Origin of the sequence: Saccharomonospora sp. NB11, assembly GCF_015910535.1 — a bacterium.
Lineage (GTDB): Bacteria > Actinomycetota > Actinomycetes > Mycobacteriales > Pseudonocardiaceae > Saccharomonospora.
On sequence record NZ_JACBJG010000015.1, the window covers coordinates 33,833 to 57,783 of the forward strand.

At 69.7% G+C, this 23,951-nt stretch carries 23 protein-coding genes; 12 read left to right on the plus strand and 11 right to left on the minus strand.

The genetic code is table 11. From position 1 onward, the window contains the following. Positions 1 to 49 precede the first annotated feature (49 nt). The 3 genes from nhaA to JAV51_RS19015 all read left to right on the plus strand — a co-directional run bounded on the left by nhaA (position 50) and on the right by JAV51_RS19015 (position 3,139). Complete coding sequence (gene nhaA / locus JAV51_RS19005) at positions 50 to 1,861, plus strand: Na+/H+ antiporter NhaA (protein WP_197322110.1); 1,812 nt, start codon at positions 50 to 52, stop codon at positions 1,859 to 1,861. A gap of 71 nt (positions 1,862 to 1,932) precedes the next feature. Further along, entirely contained in the window at positions 1,933 to 2,235 is a 303-nt protein-coding gene (locus JAV51_RS19010) for a UBP-type zinc finger domain-containing protein (protein ID WP_197322111.1), read from the plus strand. Positions 2,236 to 2,239: 4 nt separating this feature from the next. Further along, positions 2,240 to 3,139: a DUF5996 family protein gene (locus JAV51_RS19015; protein ID WP_197322112.1), complete on the plus strand. Its 900-nt coding sequence runs from the start codon at positions 2,240 to 2,242 to the stop codon at positions 3,137 to 3,139. A gap of 259 nt (positions 3,140 to 3,398) precedes the next feature. Here JAV51_RS19015 and JAV51_RS19020 read toward each other — a convergent pair whose 3' ends face one another. Beyond that, positions 3,399 to 4,559 (minus strand): ROK family transcriptional regulator, encoded by a 1,161-nt coding sequence (locus JAV51_RS19020; protein WP_307845934.1) that lies wholly within the window; start codon positions 4,557 to 4,559, stop codon positions 3,399 to 3,401. An 86-nt stretch (positions 4,560 to 4,645) separates the two neighbouring features. Between JAV51_RS19020 and JAV51_RS19025 the strand changes: the two genes are divergently transcribed. The 4 genes from JAV51_RS19025 to JAV51_RS19040 are packed head-to-tail and all read left to right on the plus strand — an operon-like array spanning position 4,646 to position 9,004. Continuing rightward, positions 4,646 to 5,956: a Gfo/Idh/MocA family protein gene (locus JAV51_RS19025; RefSeq protein ID WP_197322114.1), complete on the plus strand. Its 1,311-nt coding sequence runs from the start codon at positions 4,646 to 4,648 to the stop codon at positions 5,954 to 5,956. Beyond that, complete coding sequence (locus JAV51_RS19030) at positions 5,956 to 7,242, plus strand: ABC transporter substrate-binding protein (protein WP_197322115.1); 1,287 nt, start codon at positions 5,956 to 5,958, stop codon at positions 7,240 to 7,242. The genes JAV51_RS19025 and JAV51_RS19030 overlap by 1 nt, the downstream gene beginning before the upstream one ends. 5 nt (positions 7,243 to 7,247) lie before the next feature. After that, positions 7,248 to 8,153 carry a carbohydrate ABC transporter permease gene (locus JAV51_RS19035; protein WP_197322116.1) on the plus strand — a complete coding sequence of 302 codons (906 nt, stop codon included), beginning with the start codon at positions 7,248 to 7,250 and terminating at the stop codon, positions 8,151 to 8,153. Beyond that, a complete protein-coding gene (locus JAV51_RS19040; RefSeq protein ID WP_197322117.1) occupies positions 8,150 to 9,004 on the plus strand; it encodes a carbohydrate ABC transporter permease in 855 nt (284 codons plus the stop codon). Before JAV51_RS19035 ends, JAV51_RS19040 begins: the two co-directional genes overlap by 4 nt. 135 nt (positions 9,005 to 9,139) lie before the next feature. On the opposite strand, the gene JAV51_RS19045 is transcribed toward JAV51_RS19040, so the two are convergent. After that, positions 9,140 to 9,739 carry a GNAT family N-acetyltransferase gene (locus tag JAV51_RS19045; protein ID WP_197322118.1) on the minus strand — a complete coding sequence of 200 codons (600 nt, stop codon included), beginning with the start codon at positions 9,737 to 9,739 and terminating at the stop codon, positions 9,140 to 9,142. Positions 9,740 to 9,850: 111 nt separating this feature from the next. Here JAV51_RS19045 and JAV51_RS19050 point away from each other — a divergent pair, with 111 nt between their 5' ends. Continuing rightward, on the plus strand, positions 9,851 to 11,311 hold the full coding sequence (locus JAV51_RS19050; RefSeq protein ID WP_197322119.1) for an amino acid permease: 1,461 nt from the start codon (positions 9,851 to 9,853) through the stop codon (positions 11,309 to 11,311). Positions 11,312 to 11,336: 25 nt separating this feature from the next. Here the strand turns inward: JAV51_RS19050 and JAV51_RS19055 are convergent, their stop codons facing one another. From JAV51_RS19055 to JAV51_RS19070, 4 genes are all read right to left on the minus strand, one after another. Continuing rightward, positions 11,337 to 12,791 carry a sodium:alanine symporter family protein gene (locus tag JAV51_RS19055; protein WP_197322120.1) on the minus strand — a complete coding sequence of 485 codons (1,455 nt, stop codon included), beginning with the start codon at positions 12,789 to 12,791 and terminating at the stop codon, positions 11,337 to 11,339. A 75-nt stretch (positions 12,792 to 12,866) separates the two neighbouring features. Further along, a complete protein-coding gene (locus JAV51_RS19060; RefSeq protein ID WP_197322121.1) occupies positions 12,867 to 14,189 on the minus strand; it encodes a carboxyl transferase domain-containing protein in 1,323 nt (440 codons plus the stop codon). Further along, positions 14,186 to 15,619 carry an acyl-CoA synthetase gene (locus tag JAV51_RS19065; RefSeq protein ID WP_197322122.1) on the minus strand — a complete coding sequence of 478 codons (1,434 nt, stop codon included), beginning with the start codon at positions 15,617 to 15,619 and terminating at the stop codon, positions 14,186 to 14,188. The genes JAV51_RS19060 and JAV51_RS19065 overlap by 4 nt, the downstream gene beginning before the upstream one ends. Positions 15,620 to 15,808: 189 nt before the next feature. Next, the gene (locus tag JAV51_RS19070; RefSeq protein WP_197322123.1) at positions 15,809 to 16,384 is read right to left on the minus strand and encodes a TetR/AcrR family transcriptional regulator; all 576 of its coding nucleotides are present in this window, start codon (positions 16,382 to 16,384) and stop codon (positions 15,809 to 15,811) included. Between the two features lie 55 nt (positions 16,385 to 16,439). Here JAV51_RS19070 and JAV51_RS19075 point away from each other — a divergent pair, with 55 nt between their 5' ends. Next, positions 16,440 to 17,486, plus strand: coding sequence for an FAD-dependent monooxygenase (locus JAV51_RS19075; RefSeq protein WP_197322124.1), 1,047 nt, complete (start codon positions 16,440 to 16,442; stop codon positions 17,484 to 17,486). A 33-nt stretch (positions 17,487 to 17,519) separates the two neighbouring features. On the opposite strand, the gene JAV51_RS19080 is transcribed toward JAV51_RS19075, so the two are convergent. Beyond that, positions 17,520 to 18,632, minus strand: a complete 1,113-nt coding sequence (locus JAV51_RS19080) for a tyrosine-type recombinase/integrase (protein ID WP_197322125.1) — start codon at positions 18,630 to 18,632, stop codon at positions 17,520 to 17,522. Continuing rightward, positions 18,632 to 19,102 carry an Rrf2 family transcriptional regulator gene (locus JAV51_RS19085; RefSeq protein WP_197322126.1) on the minus strand — a complete coding sequence of 157 codons (471 nt, stop codon included), beginning with the start codon at positions 19,100 to 19,102 and terminating at the stop codon, positions 18,632 to 18,634. Before JAV51_RS19085 ends, JAV51_RS19080 begins: the two co-directional genes overlap by 1 nt. An 87-nt stretch (positions 19,103 to 19,189) precedes the next feature. Here JAV51_RS19085 and JAV51_RS19090 point away from each other — a divergent pair, with 87 nt between their 5' ends. Then, entirely contained in the window at positions 19,190 to 19,948 is a 759-nt protein-coding gene (locus tag JAV51_RS19090; RefSeq protein WP_197322127.1) for an SDR family oxidoreductase, read from the plus strand. Between the two features lie 16 nt (positions 19,949 to 19,964). On the opposite strand, the gene JAV51_RS19095 is transcribed toward JAV51_RS19090, so the two are convergent. From JAV51_RS19095 to JAV51_RS19105, 3 genes are all read right to left on the minus strand, one after another. After that, complete coding sequence (locus JAV51_RS19095; RefSeq protein ID WP_197322128.1) at positions 19,965 to 20,297, minus strand: YnfA family protein; 333 nt, start codon at positions 20,295 to 20,297, stop codon at positions 19,965 to 19,967. A 95-nt stretch (positions 20,298 to 20,392) separates the two neighbouring features. Then, positions 20,393 to 21,190 carry an endo alpha-1,4 polygalactosaminidase gene (locus JAV51_RS19100; protein ID WP_197322129.1) on the minus strand — a complete coding sequence of 266 codons (798 nt, stop codon included), beginning with the start codon at positions 21,188 to 21,190 and terminating at the stop codon, positions 20,393 to 20,395. Positions 21,191 to 21,401: 211 nt separating this feature from the next. Beyond that, a complete protein-coding gene (locus JAV51_RS19105) occupies positions 21,402 to 22,469 on the minus strand; it encodes a hypothetical protein (RefSeq protein ID WP_307845935.1) in 1,068 nt (355 codons plus the stop codon). A gap of 210 nt (positions 22,470 to 22,679) precedes the next feature. On the opposite strand from JAV51_RS19105, the gene JAV51_RS19110 reads away from it, so the two are divergent. Beyond that, complete coding sequence (locus JAV51_RS19110; RefSeq protein WP_197322131.1) at positions 22,680 to 23,093, plus strand: hypothetical protein; 414 nt, start codon at positions 22,680 to 22,682, stop codon at positions 23,091 to 23,093. Positions 23,094 to 23,246: 153 nt separating this feature from the next. After that, a complete protein-coding gene (locus tag JAV51_RS19115; protein ID WP_231642683.1) occupies positions 23,247 to 23,951 on the plus strand; it encodes a YoaK family protein in 705 nt (234 codons plus the stop codon).

Here is a 23,951-nt window from a genome sequence, read left to right on the forward strand (position 1 = left end):
CGACTTCCTTCGCAGGAATCGCGGTACCCGGCGGACGGTGCCGGGTCAGATGTCGGTGCCGGCGCGCCGCTTCCTCAGTACCGAGGCGGCCAGTGCGGCGCTGCTCCTCACGGCGACGCTCGTGGCGCTGCTGTGGGCGAACTCGCCGTGGTCCTCCTCGTACGACGCCGTCTGGCACACCGAGCTGTCCGTGTCGCTGGCGGGCTGGCACCTGTCGATGGACCTTGAACACTGGGTCGTCGACGGCCTGATGGCGTTGTTCTTCTTCTCGGTGGGGTTGGAGGTGCGTCGGGAGTTCTCCGTCGGGGAGCTCACCCACCGAGGGCGGGCCGCGATCGCGGTGGTCGCCGCGGTCGGGGGCCTCGTGGTGCCGATGGCGCTCTACCTGGTGTTGGCGCCCTCGGGCCCCGCCCAGCACGGGTGGGGTGTCGTGATCGGGACCGACACGGCGTTCCTGCTGGGTGCGCTCGCCGTGGTGGGACCACGTTTCTCGACCCAACTCCGCGTCTTCCTGCTCACGCTGACCGTGATCGACGACATCATGGCCGTCAGCGTGATCGGCATCTTCTACTCGGATTCGATCGACTTCGTCGCACTGGTCGCCGCGCTCGGGTTCGGCGGGGTGCTGTGGATGCTCGGTCGGCTGGGTGTCTGGCGTGCGAGTCCCTACGTCGTCGCTGTGATCGGGCTCTGGTTGTGCACGGTGGGGTCGGGCCTGCACGCCGCGATCGCCGGGATGCTCGGCGGCCTGCTCGTGGGAGCCCGTAATCCCATGCGCGAGGACGTGGAGCAGGCCGCACGCCGGTTCCGCGCGTTCCGGCAGTCGCCGCACGTGGAGGTGGGGCGCACGGCCCGCGACGGCTTGGATCGGGCGATCTCGGTGAACGAGCGGTTGCAAGCCGCCGTCCATCCGTGGGCGAGCTATCTCGTCGTGCCGTTGTTCGCCCTGGCCAATGCGGGCATCGATCTACGGAACGGGGTGCTCGGCCAGGCGTTGACCTCCCGGATCACGTGGTCGGTGGTCATCGCGCTGGTGCTCGGCAAGTTCGTGGGAATCAGTCTGAGCACGGTGCTGGGCGTGAGATTCGGTGTCGGCCGGCTGCCGCGCGGCGTCGGCTATGGGCACGTCTTCGGCGGCGCTGCGCTGTCGGGGATCGGGTTCACGGTGTCGCTGCTGATCGCCCGGTTGGCCTTCTCCGACCCGGTGATGCGTGACGAGGCGATCGTCGGGGTGCTGCTGGCGGCGGTGCTCGCGACGACGTTGGGGTGGACGGTGTTCCGGCTCGCGGTGCGGTTCGGTGGGCGCACCGACGCGGACCTGCCGCGGCGGCTCGATCCACCGGTGGACGCGGACCGCGACAACATCCGTGGTGACGCCGACGCGCCGCTGACCCTGGTCGAGTACGGCGATTTCGAGTGTCCGTTCTGTTCGCGGGCCACGGGCGTGACGCGAGAGCTGCGGGCGAAGTTCGGCCCGAACCTGCGGTACGTGTTCCGGCATCTGCCGTTGTCGGACGTCCACCCGCACGCCGAGTTCGCGGCCCGGGCGGCGGTGGCCGCGCAGCGGCAGGGCCGGTTCTGGGAGATGCACGACCTGCTCTTCGAGCACCAGGACGAGCTGGAGTACGAGGACGTCGTCGGCTACGCCTCGGAACTCGGACTCGACGTCGAGACGTTCCTGCGTGATCTGGAGTCGGAGGCGACGGCCGCCGTGGTGCGGGAGGACCTGGTGAGTGCGGAGGCGAGCGGGGCGGTCAGCACGCCCACCTTCTTCGTCGGGTCGCAGCGACACGTCGGTCCCCACGACACGGAGACGCTGTCGCGGGCGCTCGAAGCCTCCCGCAACCGCACGGAGGTCTGAGTCCCACGCCCCGCATACCCGATCGTGGGTCGGGTAGCCGAATGGGGAACGCCGAGACGGGGGAGACGAGCATGGACGGTCCCTGCGGACACCTCGACCGGGTGCGCGATGTCGAGCCGTCGGCCGACGGGTGCGAGGAGTGCCTCCGGACCGGGGAAACTTGGGTTCACCTGCGGATCTGCATGTCGTGCGGGCACGTCGGGTGCTGTGACAGTTCCCCGAAGCGCCACGCGACGGCCCACTGGCGGAGCCACCCCGATCATCCCGTGGTGCGCTCGTTCGAGCCGGGGGAGGACTGGTGGTGGTGCTTCGTCGACGAGTTGCTGTTCGAGGTGGACTCCGCCGCGCCGGCGCCGTCGCATTCCGTGAGGTGAGTCCGTGCAGTCCTCGTGGCCGGCGCTTCCGGTGGAGTGGTGGAAACCGACCCGCGACACGTTGACGTTGTGGTTGCAGGTCGTCGGCAAGGTTCGCATCGCCCGGACGCCGCTGGTCAACCATTGGTGGAACGCGCCGCTCTACCTCACGGCTCGCGGGTTGACGACGTCCCTGATTCCGGCAGGGGCGGGGCGCAGTTTCGCCGTCGACGTCGATCTCATCGGCCACCGGCTGGAGGTGCTCACGACGCAGGGGGAGACGCGGGGGCTCGACCTCGCGCCGAAGTCGGTGGCCCAGTTCTACACCGAGCTGTCCGAGGCACTCGACTCCCTCGGCCTGCACACCGACATCTGGCCGATGCCCGTCGAGCTGCCCGACGCGATCCCGTTCGACGTCGACACGGTCCACGCGGACTACGATCCCGAGGCCGCGACCACGTTCTTCCGCGTGCTGGTTGAGCTGGAGCGGGTCTTCACCGAGTTCCGGGCACGGTTCGTGGGGAAGTCGAGCCCCGTGCACCTGTTCTGGGGTGCGTTGGACCTCGCGACCACGCGGTTCTCGGGTCGGCCCGCGCCGCCGCATCCCGACGGTGCGCCGCACTGCGGCCCTCACGTCATGCACGAGGCGTACTCGCACGAGGTGAGCAGTTGCGGGTACTGGCCGGGCGGTGACGGCGAGGGGTTCGTCTACTCCTACGCGTATCCCGAACCCGACGACTATCGGCGGCAGCCTCCCGGTCCGCCCGCCGCTCGTTACGACGAGGAGCTGGGGGAGTTCGTGCTGCCGTACGCGGAGGTGCGCAGCGCTCGCGATCCCGACGCGCTGGTGCTCGACTTCCTGCAGCACACCTACGAGGCGGCGGCGAACACCGGGCGATGGGCGAGGTCGGCACTCGAACGATGAGGGCGTCGGGTGTCCGATGGCTCAGGCGCCGGTCGGGAAGGCTGACGCGGCCGACCTCAGCGGGGGGGGGCGAACGGCTGCCGAGGGAACGAGCGAGGCTGACGCGGTGAACCCGACTCACTGATGAAACTGTATAACGACCTATACGCCTGGGCTTTGTGCAGGCAACCTTGAACCTCGTCGCTCGAACAACCCGCGTCACCTTCACAACAACAGCGACGAGGTCCAAGGCTCAGGCTGTTGATCTTGATGGGTGTCCTCAGGCGCGGGCGGCCACACCTGCTTTGGCCTGTTGTTCCAAAGCTTCGTCTGCGGCATCGAGGGCGAGGCGGACGGCCCCGAGCACGACGGCCTCCTGACCCACCGTGGAGGCGGCGAGGTCCGGGGTGCGCACGCACACCTCGCTGATGTGCCGTTCGAGTCGTGGCAGGATCAGGTCCTCGGCGCTGGCGAGTCCGCCGCCGAGCACGATGAGCTGCGGGTCCACGGTGAGCGTCATCGCCACGGCCTGGCGGGCCAGGACTGCGCAGAACTCGTCGACGATGCGCACGGCGTCGGTCTCGCCGGCTCGGGCACGGTCGAGCAGTTGGCTGGTGGCCCGGTGTCCGTTGCCGGGATCGCCGGTCGCGGGTCCCATCAACAGAGTGCGGGACTGCTCCCAGGTCGGGAAGTCGAGCAGGCCGATCTCACCGGCAGCGCCGCCGAAGCCCCGATGGATGCGTCCGCCGAGTACGAGTCCCGCGCCGATGCGGCGACCGATCAGCAGGTAGACGAGGTCGTCGACGTCGCGGGCGACTCCGTGGGTGCGTTCGGCGAGTGCGGCGAGATTGGCGTCGTTGTCGACCAGTACCGGACAGGGGAACGAGCGAGCCAGTCGACGGGCGAGCGGGAAGTCGACCCAGCCGGAGATCACCGTGGACACGGTGACGGTGCCGTCGGCGGCGATGATGCCGGGGCAGCCGACGGCCACGGCCATGAGGCTCGCGCGGTCGACGCGGGCGGCGGTGAGGCAGCGGGTGCCCACCTCGCGGAGCACGGCCAGTCGGGCGTCGGGGTCGAGCTGGGGGTCGACGTGGGTCTCGGTGGTGTGGACCGTGTCGCCGTTGAGGTCGGCGAGGACGCCGAGGACTCGGTGGGCGCCGACGTCGAAGCCGAGGACGTAGCCGCTGTCGCCGCGGAAGACGAAGCGTCGGGCGGGGCGGCCGACGCGGTGCTGCTCGCGTGACTCGTGTTCGGCGGCCCAGCCCTGCTCGACGAGGTCGTCGACGGCGGCTTCGACGGTGGGGCGGGAGAGTCGGGTGGCGCGGGTGAGTTCGGTGATGGTGGCGGGGCCGGACTTGCGCAGTGCGGTCAGCACCGCCACGGAGTTGATCAACCGCAGGAGCGACTGGCCGCCGCCCTGGGGATGCGAAGTCGACACACACTCTCCCTTGACCGGACGTCGATGATCGTAGACCATGCCTCATTAATTAAAACAACTTTCGTTATTAACTGTGTGGAGGCCGTGTGACAACGCCGGTCACCTTCGCCGTGGTGGGCGCGGGTGTGCGAGGACAGACCTACGCCGCGTGTGCTGCGGCGACGGGCAAGGCGTCGGTGGTCGCCGTCGCGGAACCGCGCCCGCATGCCCGAACGACTCTCGCCACTGCCCACGACATCCCCGACGACGCCGTCTTCGACGACTGGCGGGCGTTGCTCGACCGCCCTCGGCTCGCCGACGTCGCGGTGATCGCGACGCAGGACGCCGACCACGTGGAGCCCGCGGTGGCGTTGGCGCGGAAGGGCTATCACCTGCTGTTGGAGAAGCCGATGGCGACCTCGGAGGCCGACTGCGAGCGCATCGTGGCCGCGGCCGAGGAGGCCGGGGTGTTCCTGGCGGTGTGTCACGTGTTGCGGTACATGCCGTACTCGCGGCGGTTGAAGTCCCTCGTCGACGCGGGTCGGATCGGCGACATCGTCAGCATCGAGCACCTGGAGCCGGTCGGCTGGTGGCACCAGGCGCACTCGTACGTGCGGGGCAACTGGCGTCGTGAGGACACGTCGACGTTCATGTTGATGGCGAAGTCGTGTCACGACCTGGACTGGTTGACGCACGTGATCGGCAGGCCCGCGGAGCGGGTGTCGTCGTTCGGTGGGTTGTACGAGTTCCGTCCGGAGCGCAGGCCGGAGGGTGCTGCGGACCGGTGCCTGGACTGTGCGGTGGAGTCGACGTGTCCGTACTCGGCGCCGAGGATCTATCTGCCGTTGGTGTCGGAGCCGGATCGGTTGTGGCCGCTGTCGGCGATCACGGAGGACCGCAGCGAGGAAGGCGTGCTCACCGCGTTGCGGGAGGGCCCGTACGGGCGGTGTGTGTACGCGTGCGACAACGACGTCGTGGATCACCAGGTGGTGAACCTGGAGTACAGCGGTGGGGTCACCGCGTCGTTCACGATGACGGCGTTCACGCCGTTGGACTTCCGCAAGACCCGGATCTTCGGGACGCGGGGTCAGATCGAGGGGGACGGTCGGTCGATCACGGTGCACGACTTCGTGGACGGGAGCACCGAGGTGATCGAGGTCGACGCCGGTGGGGGTGCCACGGCCGACGACGGTCACGGTGGGGGTGACCAGGGTCTGGTCGACGCGTTCGTCGAGGCGGTGGCGACCGGCGATGCCGGGCACATTCTGTCGAGCGGGCGGGAGAGTCTCGCGACGCACCGATTGGTGTGGGCGGCGGAGCATGCCCGGCGTTCGGGAACGGTCTTGGAGTTGTCCGACTGGAGCGGTTCTCCAGCAGGGTCTTCAGCATCCCCAGTGATCCACTCGGAGGAAAAGTGATGAGAAAGTCGACGGTCGCGCGGCTCGCGATGGCGGTGGCCGGTGTGTTGGTGGCGACGGCGTGTGGTTCGGGCGGCGGTGAGCAGTCCCAGGGTGACCCGAACGGGCGTGGGCCGATCACGTTCGCCACGATCAAGGACGGCACGGGCACGGTGCCGGAACTGGTCGAGAAGTGGAACGAGGAGCACCCGGACGAGAAGGTGACGCTCGTCGATCTGCCGGAGGGCGCGGACAGCCAGCGGCAGAAGTTGGTGCAGCAGGCGCAGACGCAGTCGGACGCCTACGACGTCATCACGATCGACCTTCCGTGGAATGCGGAGTTCGCGGCGCGTCGGTGGATCACCGAGTTGCCGGAGGAGCAGTTCGCCGTTGACGGGTTCTTCCCGAAGGTGTTGGAGAGCTCGCGGTATCGGGACTCGTTGTACTCGATTCCGCACTTCACCGGGGCGGCGATGTTGTACTTCCGGGAGGATCTGCTGGAGAAGGTGGACGCCGAGCCGCCGACGACGTGGGAGCAGATGTGGGAGATCTGCGAGAAGGTCCTGGCCACGCCGGAGGGTGAGGGCATGTCGTGCTACTCGGGTCAGCACGACAAGTACGAGGGTCTGACGGTGAACTTCCTGGAGGCGGTGGCCTCGGCGGGTGGTCAGGTGTTCGACGCCGAGGGCAACCCGACGGTCGACACGCCGGAGGCGAAGGAGGGGTTGTCGTTCCTCGTCGACGGGTTCCGGGAGGGCAACATTCCTGCGGACGCCATCACGTACAAGGAGGAGGAGGGTCGTCGGGCCTTCCAGCAGGGTCGGTTGGTGTTCCACCGCAACTGGGCCTACATCTACAACTTGGCGACGGCCGAGGACGGTTCGTCGAAGGTCGCGGGCAAGTTCGGGGTGACGGTGATCCCGGGGCAGAACGAGCCGGGTGTGTCGGCGCTGGGTGGGAACAACCTGGCGGTGTCGTCGTTCTCGACGAAGCAGGCCACGGCGCGGGACTTCATCGCGTACCTGACGAGTCTGGACGTGCAGTTGGAGCACGCGAAGGGTTCGGCCTATCCGATGACGCGCACCGACGTCTACGAGGACGCGGGTTTGCAGGAGCAGTACCCGTATCTGACGGTGCTGCAGGAAGGTATCGAGCGGGCCCAGGAGCGGCCGTCGATCATCCGGTACGGCGACGCGAGTGTCGTGATCCAGAACCACGTCTACGCCGCGTTGAAGGGTGAGTCGTCGGTGGAGGACGCGTTGTCGGCGATGCAGCGGGAGCTGGCCGAGCTCACTCAGGGGTCCTGACGTCCATGGCACGGTCAGAGGCGCGTAGGGCAGCGCTGTTGCTGTCCCCGACGGCGCTCGTGCTGGGGTTGGTGGTGGGGTATCCGCTGCTGTCCGCGGTGCGGGAGTCGGTGTTCCGCAGTGGGGACGAGGTCGACGAGTCGGGGTTCATCGTCACGGGCGACCGGTTCGTGGGAGCGGACAACTACCTCGCTGCGTTCTCCGGTGAGCGGTTCTGGAATGCCTTCGGCAACACGACGTTGTTCACGGTGACGACCGTGGCGGCGGAGGTGGTGCTCGGGGTCGTGATGGCGCTCGTGATGCATCGGGCGATGCGCGGTCGGGCGTTGGTGCGGGCGGCGATCCTGGTGCCGTGGGCGATTCCGACGGCGGTGGCGGGTCTGCTGTGGCAGTGGATCTTCCAGGCCGACGGGGTGGCCAACGCGGTGCTGGGCACCGAGTTGTTGTGGACGGCGGACGGGTGGCCGTCTCAGCTCGCAGTGATCATCGCGGACACGTGGAAGACGGCTCCGTTCGTGGGGCTGCTGGTGTTGGCCGGGTTGCAGTTGATTCCGAACGACGTCTACGAGGCGGCGCGGCTCGACGGGGCGAGCGGTTGGCAGCAGTTCTGGCGGGTGACGTTGCCGTTGGTGAAGCCCGCGCTGCTGGTGGCGGTGTTGTTCCGGTTGCTCGACGCGTTGCGGATGTTCGACCTGCCGTTCGTGTTGGTGGGTGCACAGAAGGCGTCGGTGGAGACGCTGTCGATGTTGGCGTGGGACGAGGCGAACCAGGTGCGGTATGGGCCTGCGGCGGCGTACGCGGTGTTGTTGTTCTGCTACATCGCCGTGGTCGCGTTCGTGTTCGTGAAGTTGCTCGGCGCCGACGTGCTCGGTGAGCGTCGGGCGCGCAAGACGTCGGAGGTGTCGCGATGAGCACGACCCGATCGGGCCCAGCGGCCGGTGGTGTGGTGCGTCGGCTGGCCCCGTACGTGGGGATCGCGATCATCGTCGTGTACTGTCTCGCGCCGTTCTACTGGATGGTGGTGTCGAGTTTCCGGCGCACGAGCGACATCTTCGACACGTCGCCGCTGCCGTCGCCGTGGTCGTGGGAGAACTACGAGGCGGTGTTCAGCGGTGAGAACGACTTCGGGCGTGCGCTGCTGAACAGTCTGCTGGTGGCGGGCGTGACGACGGTGGTGACGGTCGCGGTGGCGACGTTGGCCGCGTATGCGTTGGCGCGGTTGGAGTTCCGGTTCAAGAACGCGGTGTTGGCGGTGGTCATCGCGACGTCGATGTTCCCCGGGATCTCGCTGTTGGTGCCGTTGCTGAAGTTGTTCACCGACATCGGGTGGATCAACACGTATCAGTCGATGATCGTGCCGAATCTGTCGTTCGCGTTGCCGCTCGCGATCTGGTATCTGACGGCGTTCTTCCGTCAGTTGCCGTACGAGTTGGAGGAAGCGGCGCGGGTGGACGGGTGCACGGCCGGTCAGGCGTTCCGGAAGGTGATCCTGCCGATCGCGGTGCCCGGTGTGTTCACCACGGCGATCATCGTGTTCGTGGTGGCGTGGAACGAGTTCATCATCGCGTTGACCATGGTGAACGATCCTGCGATGCAGCCGGTCACGGTGCGGATCTCGCAGTTCGTGGGCGAGGCGATGCACGACAGTCCGTTCGGCACGCGGATGGCGGCCGGGGTGATCGCGACGTTGCCGTTGGTGATCGCGGTGCTGTTGTTCCAGCGGCGGATCGTGGCGGGGTTGACGTCGGGTGGTGTGAAGTGACGGTCGACGTCGTGCGGTGACGCGTGCCGTGGTGTCGAAGGGGGCCGCTGCCCGTGGTGGGTGGCGGCACCCTTCTCGTGCTCGGGGACGTCACGGTGGAGGACGATGTGGTGTTCGCCGCGAACCGCGCCGTCCTCACGCGGTGGACGTGTTCTGGTCGCCGCTGACATCCAAGGCTGCTCGGTCCTGCCACTCCTGGCGGAGCAGCTCGTACTCGACGTCGCCGTGTTCGGAGCCGGGAATCGGTTCGGGCCAGTCCTCGAAGAAGGTGCGCACGTACCGCAGGCCGGCCTTCTCCAGGACGCGGCGGGAGGCGTGGTTGACGGTCATCGTGGTCGCCCACACGCGGCGGATGCCGAGTTCGGTGAAGCCCTTCCGGAGCAGCGCGCGGGAGCCTTCGGTGGCCAGTCCCCGTCCCCAGTGGGCGCGGTGGAGGCGGTACCCGAGTTCGACGTCGTCGAGGTTCGCGGGGTCGTGAGGGCGGAATTCGAACCAGCCGAGGAAGGTGCCGTCGGTGCGGGTCTCGGCGGCGAACACGCCGAGGCCGTCGAAGCGGGTGTAGTCGGCGATCAGCGCAGGCAGGGTGTCCTCGCGGACCACGTCGGCGGGGACGGGTCTGCCGTTGTCGATGAACCGCATGACCTCGGCGTCGCCGTGGAGGGCGGCGAGCGCGTCGGCGTCGGCGGGGGTGAACCGGCGCAGCACCATGCGTTGCGTCGTGCAGAAGACACGCATGTGTCGACGGTCGCCGGTGGAGGCGGCCGCCGCAACCGATTTTCGATCTTTTCCCTATGATGTGGCGGCCCGCCGCGATCATGAGCGAGCACACGGGGAAGGAGCGGCGACATGACCGCGAATACCGATTCCGCCGCGCCCGATGGGGAGCCGACGGCCACCGCCTACGAGGAGCGGGGCGAGGTCGGGTACCGGAGAGCCTTGTCTCACCTGCAGCTTCAGATGATCGCCTTCGGTGGCGCGGTCGGGGTGGGGCTGTTCCTCGGGCTCGGTGAGCAGCTCAGTTCGGTCGGTCCGGGGTTGATCGTGTCGTACCTGGTGGTCGGCGCGCTCGTGTATCTGTTGATGCGGGCCCTCGGTGAGATGACGGTGTATCGGCCTGCGACGGGTGGGTTCGTGTCCTACGCGCGGGAGTTCGTGGGGCCGAGGTTCGCGCACCTGATCGGTTGGATTTACGTGACCGTGGCGGTGTTGGTCGGCATCGCGGAGATCTCGGCCGTGGGTGTCTACACGCGGTACTGGTTCCCGGACGCGCCCGCGTGGTTGTCGCCGCTGGTGGCGTTGTGTCTGGTGTTCGGCACGAACGTGTTGACGGTGCGGGCGTTCGGGTTCATCGAGAGCACGGCGGCGGCGATCAAGGTGATCGCGATCGTGTTGTTCCTGGTCACCGGGGTGCTCGTGGTGTTGTTCGGTGGGGACGGCGCGCCCGATGCGAGTGTGGCGAACCTGTGGGAGGGCGGGTTCCTGCCGCACGGGGTGTGGCCGGTGATCCTGGTGATGCAGGCCGTGGTGTTCTCGTTCTCGGCGGTGGAGGTGACCGCCACGGCGGCCGGTGAGGCGAAGGACGCCGCGAGGTCGATGCCCAAGGCCGTGCGGGGTGTGGTGTTCCGGCTCGGGCTGTTCTACGTCGGGTCGGTGCTGGTGCTGTCGATGTTGCTGCCCACCGACCGCTACAGCGGCGACGAGTCGCCGTTCGTGACGGCGTTGTCGAGTCTCGGGGTCCCGTATCTGGGCGGGATCATGAACCTGGTGGTGCTCAGCGCGTCGTTGTCCGGGGTGAACGCCGCCCTCTACGCGACGTTGCGGCTGCTGCGGAATCTCGCCGCGCACGGGTCGGCGCCGAAGCTCACCGTGGCGATCGACCGACGGGGTGTGCCGACGGGGGCGTTGGCGTTCACGAGCCTGCTGTATCTGATCGGGGTGGTGCTCATTCTGTTCGCCGACGCCGGATCGGTGTTCTTCCTGGCGTTGGATGCGGCGTCGGTGGGCATCCTGTTGGCGTGGATGGGGATCTTCGTGTCGCACCTGCGGTTCCGGGCCCGGGTGCGGTCGGGTGCGATCGAGCCGGTGGACTTCCGGATGCCCGGCTCCCCCTACACCGACTGGTGTTGTCTGGCCGTGCTGGTGGCGATCTTCTGTTCGTTGGCGTTCGACAGCGGCACGGCGTACGCGGGGTTGATCGCCACGCTCGCGCTCGTCGCGGTGCACGGGGCGACCTACGAGATCGCGAAGCGGCGGGTGGCGCGGCACGGTCTGCCGGACGTGACCCCGGTGGGGCGGACGAAGGACTGACCGTCCGCCCCACCGAGCGGGTGGCTCACGCGGTTTCGGTGGTCCGCTCCGCGGGCTCGTCCCAGCACTGGATACCGCGCACGTCGGGCATGCTTTCGCGGCGGAACACGGGGTCCAGACCGGCGCGGCGTTGCTGCTGGTAGTCGCGCAGCAACCGCACGACCAGCGCGCCGAGCGGGGCGACAGCGAGCAGGTTCACCACGGCCATGACGCCCATGGTGACGTCGGCGATGCCCCACACCACTTCCAGGGAGCTGACGGCGCCGAGGAACAGCACGCCGAGCACCGCGAGGCGGAACAGCGGCACGAGTCGTTCGTCGTCGTTGAGGAACCGCAGGTTCGCCTCGCCGTAGAAGAAGTTGCCCAGCACGGACGTGAAGGCGAGCAGGAAGACGATCAGCGTCAGCAGGTGCAGGGCCCAGGAGCCGAGGTTGGTCTGCAACGCGGTCTGGGTCATCGCCGCGCCGACGTCCTCGCCGTAGACGGGGTCGGAGACGAGGATGACGAACGCGGTGATCGAGCAGACGATCAGCGTGTCGAAGTAGACGCCGAGGGTCTGGGCGAGGCCTTGCTTGACGGGGTGGCTGACGGCCGCGCTCGCGCCCGCGTTGGGGGCGGAGCCCATGCCGGCTTCGTTGGAGAACAGTCCGCGTCGGATGCCCTGCATGAGGGCGGTGCCGATGGCGGCGCCGCCGACCTGTTCGAAGCCGAACGCCGAGCCGACGATGTCGGCGAAGACTCCGGGCACCTTGTCGAGGTTCATGCCCACCACGACGAGCCCGACGAGCAGGTAAATCAGTGCCATGATCGGCACGGCGAGTTGGGCGACGTGGGCGATGCGGCGGGCGCCGCCGAACACGACGGCGGCCACGAGCGCGACCAGCGCGAAGCCGATGACGGGGGCGAGCCACCCGGCGGGCTCGTCGGCGCCGGTGATCGTGGTGACCGAGTTGGAGATCACCTCGGTGATGCTGTTGGCCTGCACCATGTTGAAGCTGAAGCTGAAGGTGAAGATGATGACCACGGCGAACAGCACACCCATCCAGCGCGCGTTCAGCCCGTGCTGCATGTAGTAGGCGGGGCCGCCGCGGTATCCGGCGCGGTCACGCACCTTGAACAACTGCGCGAGCACGGATTCCGCGAACGACAGCGAGCTGACGACGATGGCCATCAGCCACATCCAGAACACTGCCCCGGGGCCGCCGACGGCGATGGCGATCGCCACGCCCGCCACGTTGCCGGTGCCGATGCGGGCCGCCGCGGAGATCGAGAACGCCTGGAAGGACGAGATGGCGCGTTTGCCGTCCTGCGCCTTCTCCGGGGCTCCCTTCAAGTCGCGGAACATCTGCGGCAGCATCCGGAACTGCACCCCCGCCGTGCGCGCGGTGAAGTACAGCCCGAGCAGCACCAGTAACGGGATGACGAGGTAGGTCCAGAAGACGTCGTTCACCTCGCCGATGGATTCCATCAGCGCGTCCATGCGCCCACTCCTCACTGTGGGTCGTCGATGATCAATCAGCGGAGTGTACGCAGCGGTAGCCCGTTCGTCGTCGCTTCAGTGACGCAGAACAGAACGCGCGATGCCGAGTGCGACCACGTCGGCGGGGCGTAACCGCAGCGCGTCGGCGGTGTCCGGGATCTCACCTGCCGACCGTTTCAGTATTGCCGCGGCGGCTTCGGGGGACGTGACGGAGAAGTAACTGTCGGGCGTAACCCACAGGTGGTCGGGTGCGGTGAAGGCCAGGGCGCCACCGGAGCCGCCTTCGCCGATCAGGGCGCTGGTGACGGGCACGTGGGCGGAGGTGACGGCGTCGAACAGGTCCGCGATGGCGGGTCCCACACCGGCGCGTTCGGCGGTGCTGTCGGCGGCGGCGCCGGGGGTGTCCACGAGGGTCAGGACGGGGATGCCGAGCCGGTCGGCGGTGCGGACCAGTCGGGCGGCGGTGCGGAAACCGGCGGGTCGGGTGGGTGTGCCGCGTTGGGCGGCGTAGGCGATGGTGGCGTGGTCGTGGTGGCCGAAGCCGCATTCGACGCCGTCGTCCACACCACCTGCGCGGTCGCCGCGGATCGGTTCCCGCCATGTGAAGTAGTCGTCGAGGTAGGCGTCGGCGCGGGGACGGTGTGCGGCGCGGGCTCGTTGCACGGAGTCCCAGCCCGTGACGGCGGGTGAGGTGTCGGGGCCGAGGGCGCGTGGTGGCTCGGCGTGGGTGGCGGGGGTGGTGAGCAGCCGCAGCCATCGGCCGAGGACGTCGCGCAGTTCGCCGGGTTCGACGAGGCGGTCGACCTGCCCGGTGTCGTAGTGGGCTTCGGCGGTGTAGGCGGCGTCGTCGCCTGCGGGACGGACGCGGGAGCCGGCGAACCCGATTTGGGCGCCCCGGAGGGCGAGGACGACGTCGGCGCTCGCGCCGAGCGTGGCCCACCCGCCGCCGGTGGTGGGGTCGCGCAGCACGGCGACGTGGGGCAGCCCGGCCGCGCGGGTGGCCGCGACCTCGCGTGCCAGCACGTGCAGTTGGGCGAGCGCCCGCATGCCTTCCTGCATGCGGCTGCCGCCGGTCGCGACGAGCGACACCACGGGCAGTCGGTGTTCGCGGGCGCGTTGGAAGGCCAGGGCGATCCGGGTGCCGGTGTGTTCGCCGATGGAGCCGCCGAGGAATCCGAACTCGAAGGTGACGAGGACGGTGTCGACCCCGGAGATCACCGCACGCCCGCAGATCACGGACTCCGACTCGCCACTGCGGTGCGTCGCGCGGGCGCGGCTGCTGGCGTAGCCGGGCCAGTCGATCGGGCCGTCGTCGACCGGTGGGGGTTCGGAGTCCGGGCGCCACTCGGTGAAGTGGTCGGTCACCGCGGTGAGCCACGCGCGTGCGGAGTCGGTCATCGCAGTGCCCGTTTCATGATCTTGCCCATGTCGTTGCGGGGCAGCGCGTCGAGGTAACGCACCACGCGGGGGCGTTTGTGGGGGGTGAGCAGGCGGGCGACGTGGTCGCTCAGTTCGTCCGCTGCCGGTGGTGTGCCGTGGGGAACCACCCAGGCGACGATGCGTTCGCCGAGGTCGTCGTCCGGTTCGCCGGTGACCGCGACCTCGGCGACCCCGGGGTGTTCGAGCAGCGCGTTCTCGATCTCGCCCGCGCCGATGCGGTAGCCGCCGCTCTTGATCAGGTCGGTCGCTTTGCGTCCCACGATGCGCACGTACCCGTCGGGGTCGCGGACAGCCATGTCGCCGGTGCGGAACCACCCGTCGTGGAACGCCTCCGCCGTCGCGTCCGGCCGGTTGAGGTACTCGGTGAACAGGTTCGGGCCGCGCACTTCGATCTCGCCGACGGTCTCGCCGTCGAAGGCGTCGATCGGGGTGCCGTGGTCGTCGACCAGCCGCAACGCCACCCCGCGCAGCGGCAGCCCGACCGACCCGGGGCGGCGCTGTCCGTCGGCGCGCACGCTCGTGTTCATCAACGTCTCGGTCATGCCGTAGCGTTCGACGACCTGCTGGCCCGTGGCGGCCGTGATGCGGTCGTGGTCGTGCACGGGCAACGCCGCCGACCCCGACACCAGCAGTCGCGCCCTGCCGAACGCCGCCGCGAGTCGGGGGTCGTCGGTGACCTCGTCGGCGATGCGGTGATACATCGTGGGGACGCCGAACATCATGGTGGCCCCGTCGTTCAGCTCGCGCGCCACCGCGGCGGGGGAGAACCGGCCGACGTGCCGCACGCTGCCGCCTCGACGCAGCGGCCCGAGCACGCCCAGGATCAGCCCGTGGACGTGGAACAGCGGCAGCGCGTGCACGAGGACGTCGTCGCGGGTCCACTGCCAGGCCTCTTCGAGCGCGTCGAGGGTGCTCACCACCGCGCGTCGGGGCAGGACGACGCCCTTGGGTGCGCCGGTGGTGCCGGAGGTGTAGACGACGAACGCCGGGGTGGTGTCGTCCGGTTCGTCCGTGAGTGGGGCGGCCTGGTCGGCGAGGGTGACGTCGACGCGGGGGACGTCGGCGAGACCGGACGGCAGTGTCACGTCCGGTGCGGTGAGCACGAGGCCGGGTTCGCTGTCGGTGACGATGTGCTCCAGTTCGCGGTGGCCGATCTTCGGGTTGATCGGTACGACGGGGGCGCCCGCCAGCAGCGCCGCCACGGTGGCCACCGCGGTCTCCAGACTGGGGGTGGCCCACACCGCCACCCGGGGCGGGTCGCCGACGCCTGCGCGGATGCGGTGCGCCAGCGCGCCCGCCGTGCGCGCGAGGTGCCCGTAGGTCAGGCCACGGTCGCCGAATCGCAGGGCGGGCGCGTCGGGGGTGGTGTGCAGGGCGGGGAAGAGCACGGGGTCTCCTCGTCGGTCGAAGGCGGTTGGGTGGTCCGGGTGGGGGGGCGAGATCGGCCCCGGCGACGATGATCCGCCGCCGGTCGCGGCAGCACCAGGGTAGTTCTCGACGCCGTCAGCCTCGGTGCTCCGGAGCGATGTGGCCACGGCAACTCCGTGGCCGAGGCGACCTCGGCGAGTCGCGCGGGATCACGCCGCGTTCCAGTGCGCGCTCAATCCCTCCAGCAGGGCGCGCACCGGCACGCTCGGGTCGAAGTCCGGCGAGGGTTGGGTGCACTGGTGCAGCAGTAGTCCGTCCAGTAGGGACCGTAGGGCGGCGAAGTCGTGTTCCGGGCGCGGTGATCCGAGCCGTTGCAGCCATGGCGCGCCCCAGGCCTGGAGGCGGAGTCGTCGGGTCTCGATCAGCTCGCGCAGGTGCTCGTGGTGTGCGGCTTCGAGGAAGATCGCGTAGCGGGCGAGGGTGGCGGTGCGGGCCGTGGCCGCGAGTTCGTCGACGAACTGCACGAGCGCGTCGGTGAAGGTGTCGAGCGTGAGCGTGAGGTTGGCCAGGTCGGCCGAGAACAGTCCCCACGCCTGTTCGTCCTGGGTGACGAGCCGGTCGAGGACACCCGCCACGAGGGCGTCGCGGTTGCGGAAGTAGTTCGAGGTCGAGCCCTGTGGGAGGCGGGCTTCGGCGTCGACGGCGCGATGGGTGAGTTGGCGCGTGCCTCGGGTGCCCAGGACGCGGATCGCGGCGTCCAGCACCTGGTTTCGTCGGGTGGTCACACCTAAGACACTACATCTGTAGTGGGATTACTACAGGAGTAGTAGCGTGGTGGGTATGGACGCACACGTCGTTGGTGGCGGCATCGGCGGGCTGGCCACGGCGGTCGGGCTCACACAGGCGGGATGGCGGGTGCGCGTGTCCGAGCGCGCCCCCGCGTTGTCCAGCGACGGTACCGGTCTGCTTCTGTGGCCGGATGTCCTTCGCGCTCTGGACGCGCTGGGGTTGGGCGAGCGACTTCGGCGTCTGGCCGTCCCGCAACCGCCGGGAACGCTGCGGCGGGACGACGGGCGGGTGCTCGCACGGGTCGACCCCGAGCGCGTCCGGCGCCGCGTGGGCGACGTCCCTCACGTGGTGGCGCGGCCGGACCTGTTGTCGGTGCTGTTCGAGGCCCTGCCGGAGGCGACGGTGCGGTTCGGGGTGACCGCGCCGGTCGAGCCGGACGCCGACGTGCTCGTGGGCGCCGACGGCGCCCGCAGCGCTGTGCGACGTCGTCTCCTCGGCGTGCGATACGGACTACGGGAGACCGGGACGACGGCGTGGCGGGTCGTGGTCGACGCGCCCACGTCCACCGCGGGCGAGGTGTGGGGTCGGGACGCCAAGGTCGGCTACACGCCGCTGCGGGGCGGGCGCACCTACTTCTACGCCGTGCTGCCGACCCGAGAGCGCCGTCCTGACGGGGACGACCACGCCGTACTGCTCGACTGGTTCGGCCGGTGGCCCGAGCCGGTGCCCTCGCTCCTGCGGCAGGCCGACCCGGCGCGTCTGCTGCGGCATCCCCTGCACCGTCTTGCCCCGCGGTTGCCGCGCTACGTCGGCGCGCGCACCGCGCTGGTCGGCGACGCCGCCCACACCATGACTCCGGACCTCGGGCAGGGCGCCTGCCAGGCGCTGCTCGACGCGGTGACTCTCGCGCGGTGTCTGACCGGGGTGTCCGGCAGCGAGGACGTCGCCGCTGCGTTGCGCGACTACGACAGGGCGCGGCGACGGCCGAGTCAGCGGATCGCGGCGGCGGCGCTGTGGACGGGGCGGATCAGCACGGCCCGGCACGGCGCGGGCGTGCGCGACGTCCTGGTGCGCGCGGCGGCGGCACTGGCGGGCTGACGGCGTGCGGGCACCCGTGACTGTGTCGGCCTCTCATGCCTCCAGTTCCGCTGCCGCCTCCGCCACGTCGGCGGTGAGGGTGGCGGACAGAGCGGCGTCGCGTTGGACGCTGTTGCGGCGCTCCCAGTAGCCGCGCGTGGTGGAGGCGTGGGCGTGGCCGGCCCACTCCTGCACCTCCTGCAGCGGCTTGCCCTTGTCGAGCAGCGCGGTGATGGCCGTGGCCCGCAGCACGTGCGGGGTGACCTTCTTCGGCTCCACCAGGCGGGCGTGCCGGGCGAGTCGGCGGGTGATGCTGATGAGCTGGTGCCGGTCGCGGCGCAAACCCGTGTCGGGGTGCACGAGGATCGGCCCGGTGAGTCGGCCGTCGAGGTAGTCGTCGAGGTGCCGGGCTCCCGCGTCGCTGAGTCTGCGCCGCACCCAGCGGCCTCCCTTGCGGGCCACCGACAACACGGGGAGGCGGTGGGTGCGGTCGAGGTTGTCGATGTCGAGCGAGACCACTTCGGACTCGCGCAGCCCCTGGGTGAACAGCAGCTCGAACACCAGGTGTTCCTCGGCGGTCGAGCACGCCGCCGCGAACGCGGCGACCTCGGGGAGGTCGAGGACACGGGTCGCGCCGGGTGGGCGACCGTTGGTGGAGGTTCCGATCGGGGGCGCGTGCGTGGGCAAATGCACGGGATTGTCGACGTCGAGTCGGTGCGCGCGACGCGCGTGGTCGAACAACGACGACAGCGCCGACAGGTAACGGCGTTGCGTTCGCGCGGACCAGTTGCGGCTCTTGGCGTAGAGGGACCACGCCGTCACGGTGTCGAAGGTGACCGAGGTGAGCAGGTCGGCGGGGTGCCGTCCGGTGGCGGCAGTGAACCACTCGGCGATGCGGCAGATGTCGTCGGCGTAGCCGCGTTTGGTGTCGAGGGAGCGTCGTTCGTAACTCGACAGCCAGTGCAGCACGACGCCGAACGTGGTGCGGTCCAGCAGGCGCGCGAGCGTGTCGAGGCGTTCGGCGCCGATGTCGGTGACGAGCTGGTGGCGGACGGCCTCGTCGACCTGGCGGGGTGAGAGACCGGGCGACGGCAGCCGCGTCGTCGTGGTGTCGAAAGCGGAGTCGGCCGAGGAGGTGCGCGTCAACGCGCTGCTGTGTGTCTCCATCACGACTCGGTGAGCAGGGAACGGGTACGGGCGGGCGCCCACGACGGGATCCTGTCGAGGATGTCGGCGAGGGTGACGTCGGCGAGGCTGCGACGCCACGCCTCGTGGGCGTCGGCCATCGCGGCGGCGATCGCACACGTGTGGCGGCAGTCCTCAGGCGACAGTGCACCACGGCCTTGTTGCCGGATCTCGTGGCACTCGAAGGGGGAGGCGGCGCCGTCGATCGCCTCGACGATCTGGAGCAACGTGATCTCCGACGGCGGCCGGGCGAGCCGGTAGCCGCCACGGGGCCCGGAGGTCGCGGTGAACACGCCCGCTTTCGCGAGGGCCTTGAGCTGCTTGGCGAGATACGGGGCGGGCAGGTCGTAGTAGTCGGCGAGTTGGGCCGCCGACACGGTCCTTCGTGGTTCCACCTGCGCCAACGTGGTGGCGCAGTGCAAGGCCCATTCCGTACTCGCAGGCAGCTTCACGCGGTCCAGTGTATCGAAGATATTGCAGACCTCTGAACTCCGCGATAAGGTTCGGCCGACACGACACCGCGACAGGAGGACACCGCCATGCGTATCGCCGTCGCCGGCGCCACCGGCAAGATCGGTTCTCTCACCGCCGCTGCACTCGAACGGGCAGGTCACGACGTCGTGCCGATCAGCCGCACGCACGGCGTCGACGTCCTGACCGGCACGGGGCTCGACGACGCGCTCGCGGGGGTCGACGCCGTCGTCGACGCCCTCAACGCGCCACCCGCCGACGAGGCCGCGACCGTGGAGTTCTTCGGGACCACGACCCGCACGCTGCTCGCGGCGGAGGAGCGCGCCGGGGTGGGCCACCACGTGCTGTTGTCGATCGTCGGCATCCACGGCATCAGCGGCAACAACCACTACGCGGGCAAACGCGAGCAGGAACGGCTCATCGAGGCGGGCCCGGTGCCGTGGACCATCGTCCCGTTCACCCAGTTCCACGACTTCGCCGCGATGGTCACCGGCTGGACCGAACAGGACGGCGTGGCCACCATCGCCCCGCTTTTGGTCCAGCCCATCGCCCCGGCGGACGTGGCCGAGGTGCTCGCCGAGGTCGTCACCGGACGCCCGCAGGGCCGCCACGTCGACGTCGCGGGCTCCGAGACGCAGGACCTCGTCGACATGGCCCGCCGCACCTACCAGGCACGCGGCAAGGACATCACCCTGATCCCGACCTGGCGGGGCGTCTTCGGCACGTCGATGGCCGGGGAGGTGCTGCTGCCCGGACCCGACGCCCGCATCGCCCCCACCACCTTCGACGAGTGGCTGCGCACCCAGCACCCGAGCGCGCAGGCGTGAGACTTTCGCGCCGCGGTCACCCCCGCGGCGCGTACATGATCACCGCGACGCCGACCAGACACACCAGCGCACCGACGACGTCAAAGCGGTCGGGTCGATACCCGTCCACCACCATGCCCCAGACCAGCGACCCTGCGACGAACACCCCGCCATAGGCGGCGAGGATGCGACCGAAGTGCGCATCCGGTTGCAGGGTCGCCACGAACCCGTACGCCCCCAGCGCGAGGACCCCGGCGCCGATCCACAGCCAACCGCGATGCTCCCGCACGCCCTGCCACACCAGCCACGCGCCGCCGATCTCGGCGAGAGCGGCCAGCACGAACAGCAGGATCGAACGCACGACGGTCATGGAGCACTCCGGTGGCAAGGGTCGGGAACCGATGCCAGTCCATCACCACCCGGCCCGGCGCGCCGGACCAGGTCCACAGCGTGAGTGCCTCGGGATCACGGACAGGGGTCGGCCACCGTGTCGAGTTCCACGGTCGTCACCGTGCCCCCGAACCGTTCCTCGCGGTGGCGGCGGCAGGCCTCGACGACGTTGTCCGGCTCAACCGCGTAATCGACCGCCAACACCGTCTTGCCCGCGTCGCGCAGCGCGCGAACATGATCGAGGTTCTCGGCACAGTAGTCCGCCACGCACGGCTGGTCGGTGTCGCGGAAGAACAGGTCCTCCACACCGATGCCGTCGATCGCGTCGAGATAGCCGTCGACCATTCGAAGCTCCGGCGCGTTCTGCGGGAAGACGAGGAAACCCGGTCGTTGCGCATGGGCGTGGTCGGCGATCCGGCGGACCAGCTCCACCATCCGGCGCGCGGCCTCCTCCCGTCCCCCGTCCGGCAACGCCGACGGATCGATCTGCTCGTAGGCCAGCAGCAGATCCAGGTAGACGCCGTCGAATCCCGTCGCCAGCGCCCGATCGACCCGCGGACGCACGACCTCATCCCACCAACGGGGGTCCCAGAAGCGCACGAACCGCTCACCCGGCCACGACGGCACCTCACCCAGCAGCAGCTCGGGATGCTCGGTGGCGAGGTGGTCGAACTCGGGACGGAACTGCTCGACGGCCCCGATCTCGAAGTACGCCAGCACCGTCTTGCTCGACGCCCGGAGCCGGGCGATCTCGTCGGGATCGAAGTAGTCCTCCCCACCGTCCCGGGCGAGGTCGATCACCACGACATCATGGGGAGCCGCGACCAGCCGGTCGAGCGCGTCGTCGGCGTAGCCCTGGAGTTGGTAGATCATCTGCGGCTCGCGCGGCAGTCTCGTGTGGACGGCCCCGGTGTCCGGCGTGGACTGGGGAGGTGCCTGACACGCGACCAACCCGAGTGACAGGGCAAGAAGCGGCGTCGCCAGACGACGAGTGACGGCAACACTGTTGCGGCGCAATAGAAACCCCCACGATCTCGCCCGAAGTCTAGCGAGCGGTCGGCGGTGCTCACGCCGCGCGCCACGGTCACCGCTCCGGTTCGTCCGGCGGGGTCGGTGGTGCCTCGGAAGGAGCGGTCGACTGTTCGGTGAGGACACGCTCCAGGTGAGCGTGGGCCTGCCGGAGTTGTTCGGTGAGCTCCGCGATGCGGGCGTCGCGGTCGGCGACCGCAGACCGCGCGGCCGTGGTCGTGGCCTCGGCGACGGAGCGGGCCGTGCGTTCGGCGGCGAGCTGCTCGCGGGCGGCGTCCAGCTCGGTGCGCAGCGCCGCCGCGCTCTCCCGCGTGGTGGTCAGTTCGGCGCGGGTCTGCTCCAGGGTCGAGGCGAGGGCGTCCCGCTGCGCGGTGGCGGCGGCGAGCTGCTCCGTCACCGTCGCGTGCGCCGCCTGCACCTGACGCAGCTCCTCCCGCACCTGCTCGACACTGCGGGCCAGGGCGTCACGGTCCGACTGCAACGTCTCCTGGCTCTCCCGCAGTCGGTCCAGTTCGGCGGCGAGAGTCTCCCGAGCGCGCGTGGCCGCCTCGGCGGCGGATTCCGCGGCACCCCGCGCACGTTCGTGCTCGGCCACCGCCGCCCACGCCTGCGACTTCACCGACTCCGCTTCCGCCTTCGCATGCTGGGCGGCGAGTTCGGCCTGCTCACGCGCGGCGCGGTCGTCGCGGGCCTGTGCGAGTGCCTGTGCTCGGGCGCGCTCGGCCGCGTCGGCGCGTTGCGTCGCTTCCTCGGCCTCGGTGCGGGCCGCCAACGCCTGCTCCTCCGCCTGCTTGACCTGAGCCAGCGCCTGCTCCTCGGCGACCTTGAGGCGTTGCCCCATGTCGGTGAGCGCCGACAGCAGCGGAGCGGTCGCGGTGTCGAAGGACTCCGCGGCCCGGCGCAGCTCCACGAGCGGCTCGACCACCGCGGCCGTGCGCGCGGCCCGCCGCTGCCGCGACGCCGCGTCGGCGTGGGACTTGCAGCAGTACGACGACGGCCTCCCACCCTTGCGTCGACCGTTCTCGTCGACGGCGGGCGGGGGCAAAGGGTTGTCACAGCCGTCCAGCGCGCAGACACCCTGCGAGTCCGGCACCGGCTCGGCGCTCACCAGCTCGTCAGCCACCGCACCATCCTCGCCCACCGTCCGAAGCGATCAGCAGGGTGGGGACGGCCAGGAACGTCGCATGATCCGAATTGCGATGTTCGGGTGAGCTGTGCTCGTTACTACGAAGTGGGATCACGGACAGCTCCTAGCGTCTGACCCGGCTCGGGGTGCGGCTCGCTTGACGGGGCCGTTTTCCGAGTCCACACGGAAACCAACGAGGGGGAAACGATGAAACGCATACTCGCCACCGCCGCGGCCGCGGTGATGACTCTGACCGCACTCGCCGGCACCGCCACCGCAGCCCAGACCGACACCGGGATCACCCCGGCCGTCAGCTGCTACGACGGCGCGGTGGTCTCGCCGATCTCGAAGACCGGCTACAGCCCCACGGGGGCGAACGCACCGGCCAAGACCACCACGCGGTGCAACGACATCAACGTCAAGGTGGGTTTCTCGTCCAAGGCCAGAGTGTGCTTCTACGCCCAGCAGAAGCCGACCCAGTTGCTGTACTGCCAGGACCAGTGGAGCCCGGTCAAGAAGGGCACCTGGGTGGTCGTCGCCACCAACGTCCGGGACAAACAGCCGTACCGGGTGCAGTGGGCGGCTCACCCGACGAACGCATTGGTGCATCTCGCCGCCTGACACGTAGCGGGTGGGCGCCGACGTCCTGAACACGACCTCGGTGGGTGAGGCTCCATGTCGCACCCACCGAGGCGGAACACCACCGGTGGGTCGGGGGAGAACCATCGGGTGAATCGACACGCGTGTCACGGGGCGCGGCGGCATGCTCCCGACATGCCCGCCGATGCGCCCGCAAGCCCCGTGAGTCGCCGTTGGACCGTCGGCCTGCACCTGCTGCTCACCTTCGTCACCGGCCTCGTCGACGCGGTCAGCTTCCTGGCGCTGGGCCAGGTGTTCGTCGCCAACATGACCGGCAACATCACGTTCCTCGGGCTGAGTCTGCATCCCGACGCGCAGGTGCAACCGCTGACGCCGCTGGGCGCGTTGGGTGGCTTCGTCGTCGGAGCGTTCGTCGCAGGCCAAGCGGCCGCGCGACTCGACCGTCACCCGAACCGGTGGCTGCCGACCGCGTTCGGCGTCGAAGGTGCTGTGATCGGCACCGTCGCCGTGCTGACCGCCGTCGACGTCCTTGCGATCGGCGACCAGGCCCTGCCGACGGTGATCGTGCTCGCCACCGCACTCGGCACACAGAACGGCACCGTGCACCACCTCGGCGTCCACAACCTCACCACCACCGTGCTCACGTTGTCGCTGGCCGGGTTCGTGACCGACAGCTTCTCCCGACGACATCCGCCCTGGCCGCACCGGCGACTCGGGTCCATCGCCGCCATGCTGGCCGGAGCCGCGGTCGGTGCTCTGCTGCTGACCGTGTCGGCGAGCCTGGTGCTCGCGGTCGCCGCAGCATGCACGCTCGTCGTCGCCGCATGTTTCGCCTTCGAACTCGGCAGCGAAGCCGCTCGGACGCGGAAGAGCGCCTGA